The sequence below is a fragment of the Nostoc sp. genome (assembly GCF_036919595.1).
In the GTDB taxonomy this organism is placed as follows: Bacteria; Cyanobacteriota; Cyanobacteriia; order Cyanobacteriales; family Nostocaceae; genus Nostoc.
In genome coordinates this window covers 1-7,586 of sequence record NZ_JBALCO010000128.1, presented here as the reverse complement: position 1 = coordinate 7,586, position 7,586 = coordinate 1, and the positions used below count along the sequence as shown (strand labels likewise).

The window sequence follows — 7,586 nt, the reverse complement described above, 5'->3', positions numbered from 1 at the left end:
TCGCAGCAATTTACAACTACGAGTTAAGTTTAGCTGTCTCAAAATTCCAAACCCCCACCATAACATAAAACTTATTTTGCAAGAGGTCTAATGTCAACCAGCGTTATTGTTATATCAAACAGTTTCGCGTAAAAGCGTAGCGTTTTTAATGCAGGAGAATACATTAACATTCCCTTGGAATGCATTAACATTGCATCGAAATGCATTAACGAGGCGGCCGATGCATTAACAATGTATCCCGACGTATTAACAATGTTTCCCGATGCATTAACAATGTATCCCAACGCATTAACATTGCAAGGCATTGCTAAATTTAATTCGCTACGAATTAATGAAATGCTGTACTTAGTTTCTTTGCCCAATGACTAAACAGGCTGATTGCCTAAAATCCATGTCGGATACCATTGAGTGTTCGACATGAATTTTTATAGACACATGAATCATCAACACATTATATTCGTCTGCACAATCTGTGGAAGTAGTGATCAGACAAAACAGTATGTTGCTAAAAGCGACGGTGAACTGCTGCTAGAGAAATTACAAACCCTATATTATGACTGGGTGTTGCAAGACGAGTTCTCGATTCAACCCGTTAAATGCATGGGTGTTTGTGACCAGGCTTGTGCAATTGCTTTCGTCTCTTTTAACAAACACACCTACTTATTCGGCGATCTACCTGCTGATGCTGAACGTGTAGAGAAGACAGCAACTGCTGTACTTGAGTGTGCTAGTCAGTATCACGCCAAGCCGGATGGTTTACTCCCCTACGCCAAGCGCCCGGAACTTCTCAGAGCCGGAGCGATCGCCCGGATTCCACCTATGCCGACGGAACTTTCAAAAGCGAACATTGCAAATCATTTTCCCTAATCATGAATCGTCTTGTCGGCGATTTGGTGGGTGGTATTTATAGGGATTGTAATGCGTTAATGCGTGAATTCGGAGCGTCCCTTGCGCGTCTGGTAGAACGACGTGACATATAGCCTCCTTTGAGGTCATGGTGTATGTATCACATTTGATTCATCACTTTTATGAATATTTTAATGCTATCTTCCACCTTTCCCTACCCACCAACGCGCGGGGGAACTCAGGTAAGGACATTTAATTTACTTAAATACCTCAGTCAACGCCATACTGTTACCCTCGCAACTCAACGCGAAGGCGATGTGACAGACGCAGAAGTAGCAGGATTACGCGATTGTGTGGATCATCTAGCTGTTTTTGAACGTCCGCTAGATTCTGGAACCACCGGAATATTGAAGAAAATACAGCGATTTGGTAGATTTTTACAACAAGGGACACCACCAAGCGTACTCAATCGCTACTCAATTGAGATGCAAACGTGGGTTGATAACTGGGTGGAAGCGGGAAAATGTGATGTGATTACCTGCGAACATAGCATCAATGAAATTTATGTACCATCGCATTTTCATAAACAGCTAAAAACTATAGTTAATATTCATAGTTCTGTTTACGCAACTTGTCGCAACCAATTAGCAACGGGTATTTCGGAAAATTCCTTCAGAGACAAAATTAATTTGCCACTTTTGCGTCGTTATGAGCAAAATTACTGTGCTAAATTTTCGGCAATTGTAGTGACAACAGAAGAAGATAAAATTCAACTACAAGAGTTTAATCCCAATAGTGAAATTACAGTTATTCCCAATGGCGTAGATTTAGTTTCTTTCCCGAACCGTACCACTGATCCAGGAGGACATCGCTTAATTTTTATCGGTGCAATGGATAATTTGGCAAACATTGATGCTGTCTGCTTTTTCAGCAATGAAGTCTTGCCCGAAATCCAAAAACTTTATCCTGATACAACTTTCGATATTGTCGGTTCTCATCCAGTCCCAGAAGTTTTAGGACTTGATCAAAAACCAGGAATTAATGTGATTGGGCGTGTACCTTCGATGGTAGAATATTTACATCAAGCCACCATCTGCGTTGTACCCATGCGAACTGGGTTTGGCATTAAAAATAAAACTTTAGAGGCAATGGCAGCTGGTGTACCTATAGTGGCAAGCGATCGCGGCTTAGAAGGATTAGCCGTAGATGTTGCTGGTGATTCTTTACGGGCATTACGAGCGAATAAATCGGCAGAGTACGTCACCGCTATTAGTCAACTATTTGATCATCCACATCTGCGATCGCAATTGTCTCACAACGGCAGACAACTGGTAGAAACAGAATTCACTTGGGATATCGCTGGTAAAAGCTATGAACAAGTTTGTCTGAGGAGAGAGTAATACTAATTCGTAATTAGTACACAGATAAAAATGCTTAGTCTAATAAATATCCCACTACTAGCTTCTGGATAAATTATAATTGTTCTTTATTGTCGGTGTGGGACAAATATGTGTAGAGACGTTGGATTGCAACGTCTTTACTTCAATTGTGCAAATTATCTTATCTAAATCGTGTTGGTTTAAGGTTAGCCCGTGAAGAAGCACATCAATTATTGTCAAACCGAGTCGAATACCCTAACACAAGTAATTTCTTATGCTTAGGTTTATTCTTATTTTTGAGAGTAGTCAAATAATTATCAACGTAGCGAAAAGCAGCTGCACCGTCGTAATCAGCAATGGCTATAGCTTGCAAGAAAACCTTTGAAGGAATTTCAAACCTTAAAAATTTTTCGGTCAAAATTAACAAATCTTTATCTGTAGCGGGAAAAGTAGTTTCTTCTGCTTCTTCTGGATCATGGAAGATATCTTCAATTAATGCTTTGTACACTTTGTACCTCCCCAAATGCATAAGATGCAAAGCCTGTGATAAAGTTTAGCTGCTGATCGCGAGTTTGTAAGTTAACTGGGAGTTCAGTTCCAGGACATCCTATCTCCTGTAAAATCTCTAAACAATAAGCATTGAGTTCAGTGTGTGGAGCTTGCTCCAACTCTTGAGCTAGTTCTAGAGCCATCTCCAGATTGACTTGGATAACCATCGTTACAGGGTTGGTCATAAACACGCCCTAATAAACTGGATGCTCTAAGTTTTGATCACAAGTACAAATAGCGTAACGGTGTTTTTGCGGAATTTATGAAGAGGGCAAACTAAAGTATCAGCGCATTTGCGGTTAATGTATCTGAAATTATGTAAACTAGGTTAAGAGCTAGACAATTTCGATCTGGGTGTGATCGCATCACCAGAAGATGTTGGCGTAATCCTTTGGGGATTTTACTACGCGCAGTGTGTCGTAAAGCCAGCGGCATAGCAACTCTTAGAGAGGCTGCGCCAACGCTTAGGGCGCAACCTTTGATAGAGAAGACAAGCGATCACTTTAAAAAATTAAGTACAAATGCCTAATAAATACTAAGCCGTATAAATATAGATGTCAACGGGTCGCGCCCAGGATTAAGAGACTTCATTCATCTTGTTGGGGACGCCACTTGATAAAAAGAGGCAACAGGGCAAGGGAGAAAATGGATTTTCGGTAAGAGCCGCCGCCATTAAAGGCGAAATCTTTTGATATTTGAGCGCTGTTCTGCCTCGCCCCTGCCAAGAACTGCCTCTCGCTGACGCATTGACACAGAAGCCAAAATAGCAGATGTGGTTTTCAAGGCTTTTAGCTAAATTTTTCAATTACCTTTTAGCCATGCCTGGGTTGGGCTACATCTATGCAACTAATAAAAGGTGATTAGTAAAAGGCTGAAACAACCTATTTACGTTGATGCATAAAACGAGGATTTTGTATAGTATATAGATCACAATTTTATTGCTTCTCAATATTTCCGACACAATAACAAATTTTTGATAAAGCTAAATTTTTATGCATTTTTCTCTCACCACATATATAAAATAATATTAATTATATTTAGGTATATTTCATCAGAATTTTATAATTAGAATCGTTGTAATATTTGCATATTACAACGAGCAAATATATTTGAACCATAAAACTATAAAGGTATATATTATTATGTCCATTGATGTAGCGAAGCAATCCAAAACCCTTGCAATTCCTTCATTTCACTTCACTTGATTCACAATTACAAATGTATATTTAATTTTGCACTACTTAGATATGTCCCAATCTTTGCCTGGGGTATCTGCCACAGCTGACCTGTAAGCTGAAACTATCTCTGCCAATAATTTTCCTGGTCAATGATACAAACACAAGTAATTGTCTTTGTACCTCAGGGTAAAAGTTGTGTTGTAAAAATGGGATTAGGCTGGTAAAAGTATAAATTGTGTCAACTCTCACCACTTAGCCCTCAAGAAGTTTTGGCAAAATAACCATTGAACATAGCAGTTGCTTCTCCTGTCAAAGACGTTAGGCGAACAACTATCTCGACCAGAGCAATGCATTGCCTCATCCTGGGTGTTTAATTATTGCATTTTGATGATATTTGTCATCAAACTTCTGTAATACCAATTACCTATAGGACTCCGATTTGATTTCTGAAAACATACTGAGACTGGAAAGCCCGTTTTATCAGGATTTTATCGGAAATCTTGTTCAAAAATCAGATATGAGTCTTATATAAAATTGCTCGAAAGAAATGAGCTTAAGTCCATTCTCTTACCAAGCTCGATTTGATGCAGTCTCAAAAAGAATTGGTATAAGTTCGTAATTTCCACATAATTGTTATCTTTAGCCAAATTAAAGTCAATGTCATACAAAGAATTAGAAGGAATGATAGACGCTAAGATCCAAAAAGCTATACGGAAGCACGAGTTAATAGTTGCTTTCATTAGTAGTATTATCGGCTTGATTTTTATAATGGGTTTGTTTCACGCAATTTTGCTCAACCACACTCAAATTAATGCATTTTGCTTGAATTGATTACTGGTTGCATTCAATGGAATCTTTATTATTAAGTGTTACCTAATGTCTATAAAATTAATTTAAGTTACACATATTTTTTATAAAAGTGAATTGCACTTATGGAGAGTAAAAATAATAGCAGGGCTATATTCGTCTTATTTTTAACTGTATTTATAGACTTGCTCGGCTTCGGAATTATCCTGCCGATACTACCTTTATATGCTGAACAATTCGGCGCAAAACCTAATGAAGCGACTCTACTTATAGCTATTTATTCTCTAATGCAGTTTTTATTTGCACCATTATGGGGTAGTTTTAGCGATCGCTACGGTCGCCGTCCGATTTTATTATTTACATTATTAGGTTCTGTAATTGCATATGCTGGGTTAGGCTTTGCCAACTCATTATGGATTTTGTTTATTGCTCGTAGTCTTGCCGGGATTATGGCAGGGAATATTGCCACTGCTCAAGCGTACATAGCAGATATTACCACGCCAACTAATCGAGCTCGTGGTATGGGCATAATCGGAGCAGCTTTTGGTCTTGGTTTCATTTTCGGTCCAGCAATTGGAGGTCTTCTAATCGGGTCTGATCCAGACAATGCTAACTTCCATCTTCCATCGTTGTTCGCAGCCGGATTATCTTTATTGGCATTGCTTTGTGCTTTGATGTTACTTCCAGAATCTCTAAATTCTGAGACTAAAGCCAAAATCCAAACTCATCGCTACCATCAGCGAAGGCTGAACTTGGTACATCTGTCACAGCGTCCACAGTTCTGTATGCTTCTTGGCATCTACTTTTCAGTAACCTTTGCTGTTGCGGCTATGGACTCGACATTGGCTTTATGGTCTAAGCAGCAATTAAACTGGGGCCCTCAACAAACTAGTTATCTTTTTGCGTTCATGGGGATTGTCAGCACAATCATTCAAGGAGGACTCATCGGATTCCTCAAGAAATACTTGGGTGAAAAAAAGTTACTTACCTTGGGGATATTAGGGTTAGGCTTAGGATTACTGCTAATTGGATTCTCACAAAGCTTAATTTTATTGTTGGTCGCCACCACACTTGTGGCATGGGGAATTAGTGTCAGTCAACCAATATTGAACAGCCTGATTTCCCAAATGACAGCCCCAGAAGAACAAGGACAAATATTAGGAATTGCCAGTTCTTGCTCTGCGTTGGCACGCATCGGTGGTCCAACCTGGGCAGGGGCCAGTTTTATGAAATTTGGGAGTTCTACTCCTTTTTTGAGTGGATTTTTAGTAATGCTAATAGCTTTGACTCTTAGTCTGCGAGTGACTAAAAGCGCATCTGAATCAAAGACAGAACGTGTAGCCTGAAAATCCTGATTTCAAAGTAAAAAGGTAAGGATTCAGGATTTAGAAAGCTTTGATAACCAAGCTTAATAATTTTTGAACAGCCTTATACTAAAAACTTTTAATCTAAAATCTAAAATCTAAAATCTAAAATTAATATGACAGGTCGCCGAGTATTGTTTTTAGGCATCTTTGTAAGCATCCTCCTCACCTACGCAATTTGGTTCGGTGGGAGCATTCCTGCAAGCATCATCAAACTTCCTGATCAAGGATTAAACTGGTACTACTGGAAGCTTCCCAATCCGACCTTTTGGAGTCGAGTGACGGCTTGGGGCATGTACCTTGGGCATCAGTTTAGCATCTGGGCGTGTATCTTGTGGGCGCAGCGATCGCAGTTGAAATACAAATCAGCGTTGCACCCGATTAATTACCTTATGCTTGCCATTAATGGTGCATTCATTGCTTTACACTTTCTCCAGACCTATATTTGGTACGATGCTCTAGCTCAAGATACTTCAATTTGGGCTTCCCAAGGTGCGGTTGTACTCCTACTGGTGTTCGTATTGATTTTGGAAACGCCTCGACGCGGTTTGTTTTTTGGCAATTCTGTTCCATTCCATCAACAGTTTTTGCAAATTATCAAGCTGTACCACGGCTACTTTTTCTCCTTCGCCGCTATCTACACCTTCTGGTATCATCCAATGGAAGCGACTTTGGGGCACTTAATTGGTTTTCTCTATATGTTCTTGCTGCTGCTGCAATCATCGTTGATATTTAACCGCACCCATGTAAATCGTTGGTGGACATTCACATTGGAAATTACGGTGGTATTACATAGTGTCGTTGTGTCGTTGATGCTAGGACAAAGCAAGTGGCCAACATTTCTCTTTGGTTTTCTTGGCATTTTAGTGCTTACTCAACTCCACGGTCTACCTGTGGGTATCTCGACTAAACGTACTATCTACGGAGCCTTTTTAGTGAGTGTACTGGCCGTTTATGGACTGACTGAACGTGGCTTGGGCAGAATTTACGAAGTAATCTATATTCCTTTGATAGAGTTTGGGCTGGTTGGGGCAATTTACTTAATCTTCCTGCTCATTTTATGGACAATTTCTCGTTTACCTGTGAAGACGTAAGATTATGTCCGGCTAATTAGTTATGGTTCCCACAGTCATTGCAAAATAGCTATTTATCTGAAGGCGAGGTATGACAACAAACTTTAGTCGACGTCAATTTATCTTGTTTGGTTCAGCGGCGTTTGGTACCAGCTTACTGGTGCTTGCAGTAGTAAGGTGACGACACCAACAGCGACAACAATAGGTGGTGCTAAAGGGTTTAAAATAGCGATCGCTCTCCCTGGAATGATTACCGACAAAGCCTGGAATCAATCTGGTTATGAAGGTATTAATCTAAGTAGGTGGGCGGAGGAAAACCAAAATGTGTAAAGCAATGTTAAGAAGGAGAGTAATTGTTAAATTTGAAACGTTCTGTACGGTAATTATTTC

At 39.7% G+C, this 7,586-nt stretch carries 6 protein-coding genes and 1 pseudogene; 5 read left to right on the top strand and 2 right to left on the bottom strand.

What is annotated here, in order from left to right:
* The first annotated feature begins 435 nt into the window (after positions 1-435).
* Positions 436-867 (top strand): DUF1636 domain-containing protein, encoded by a 432-nt coding sequence (locus V7K21_RS19135; RefSeq protein ID WP_335176840.1) that lies wholly within the window; start codon positions 436-438, stop codon positions 865-867.
* Positions 868-1,028: 161 nt separating this feature from the next.
* Positions 1,029-2,246, top strand: a complete 1,218-nt coding sequence (locus tag V7K21_RS19130; RefSeq protein WP_335176838.1) for a glycosyltransferase family 4 protein — start codon at positions 1,029-1,031, stop codon at positions 2,244-2,246.
* A gap of 205 nt (positions 2,247-2,451) precedes the next feature.
* Here V7K21_RS19130 and V7K21_RS19125 read toward each other — a convergent pair whose 3' ends face one another.
* Together V7K21_RS19125 and V7K21_RS19120 are read right to left on the bottom strand one after the other, a co-directional pair.
* Positions 2,452-2,733, bottom strand: a complete 282-nt coding sequence (locus tag V7K21_RS19125; protein ID WP_335176837.1) for a hypothetical protein — start codon at positions 2,731-2,733, stop codon at positions 2,452-2,454.
* Positions 2,714-2,959 carry a hypothetical protein gene (locus V7K21_RS19120; protein WP_335176836.1) on the bottom strand — a complete coding sequence of 82 codons (246 nt, stop codon included), beginning with the start codon at positions 2,957-2,959 and terminating at the stop codon, positions 2,714-2,716. Before V7K21_RS19120 ends, V7K21_RS19125 begins: the two co-directional genes overlap by 20 nt.
* Before the next feature lie 1,925 nt (positions 2,960-4,884).
* Between V7K21_RS19120 and V7K21_RS19115 the strand changes: the two genes are divergently transcribed.
* The 3 genes and pseudogenes from V7K21_RS19115 to V7K21_RS19105 all read left to right on the top strand — a co-directional run.
* Complete coding sequence (locus tag V7K21_RS19115; RefSeq protein WP_335176835.1) at positions 4,885-6,105, top strand: MFS transporter; 1,221 nt, start codon at positions 4,885-4,887, stop codon at positions 6,103-6,105.
* 134 nt (positions 6,106-6,239) lie between these two features.
* Positions 6,240-7,217: a hypothetical protein gene (locus V7K21_RS19110; protein WP_335176834.1), complete on the top strand. Its 978-nt coding sequence runs from the start codon at positions 6,240-6,242 to the stop codon at positions 7,215-7,217.
* A 70-nt stretch (positions 7,218-7,287) separates the two neighbouring features.
* Positions 7,288-7,499, top strand: a pseudogene (locus V7K21_RS19105) (BMP family ABC transporter substrate-binding protein); the annotation flags it as partial.
* Between the last annotated feature and the right edge of the window lie 87 nt (positions 7,500-7,586).

Excerpts from the sequence above, each read along its gene's own strand:
- V7K21_RS19110 (WP_335176834.1), top strand. The coding sequence starts at position 6,240 with ATGACAGGTCGCCGAGTATTGTTTTTAGGCATCTTTGTAAGCATCCTC.
- V7K21_RS19135 (WP_335176840.1), top strand. The coding sequence starts at position 436 with ATGAATCATCAACACATTATATTCGTCTGCACAATCTGTGGAAGTAGT.
- V7K21_RS19120 (WP_335176836.1), bottom strand. The coding sequence starts at position 2,959 with ATGACCAACCCTGTAACGATGGTTATCCAAGTCAATCTGGAGATGGCT.
- V7K21_RS19115 (WP_335176835.1), top strand. The coding sequence starts at position 4,885 with ATGGAGAGTAAAAATAATAGCAGGGCTATATTCGTCTTATTTTTAACT.
- V7K21_RS19130 (WP_335176838.1), top strand. The coding sequence starts at position 1,029 with ATGAATATTTTAATGCTATCTTCCACCTTTCCCTACCCACCAACGCGC.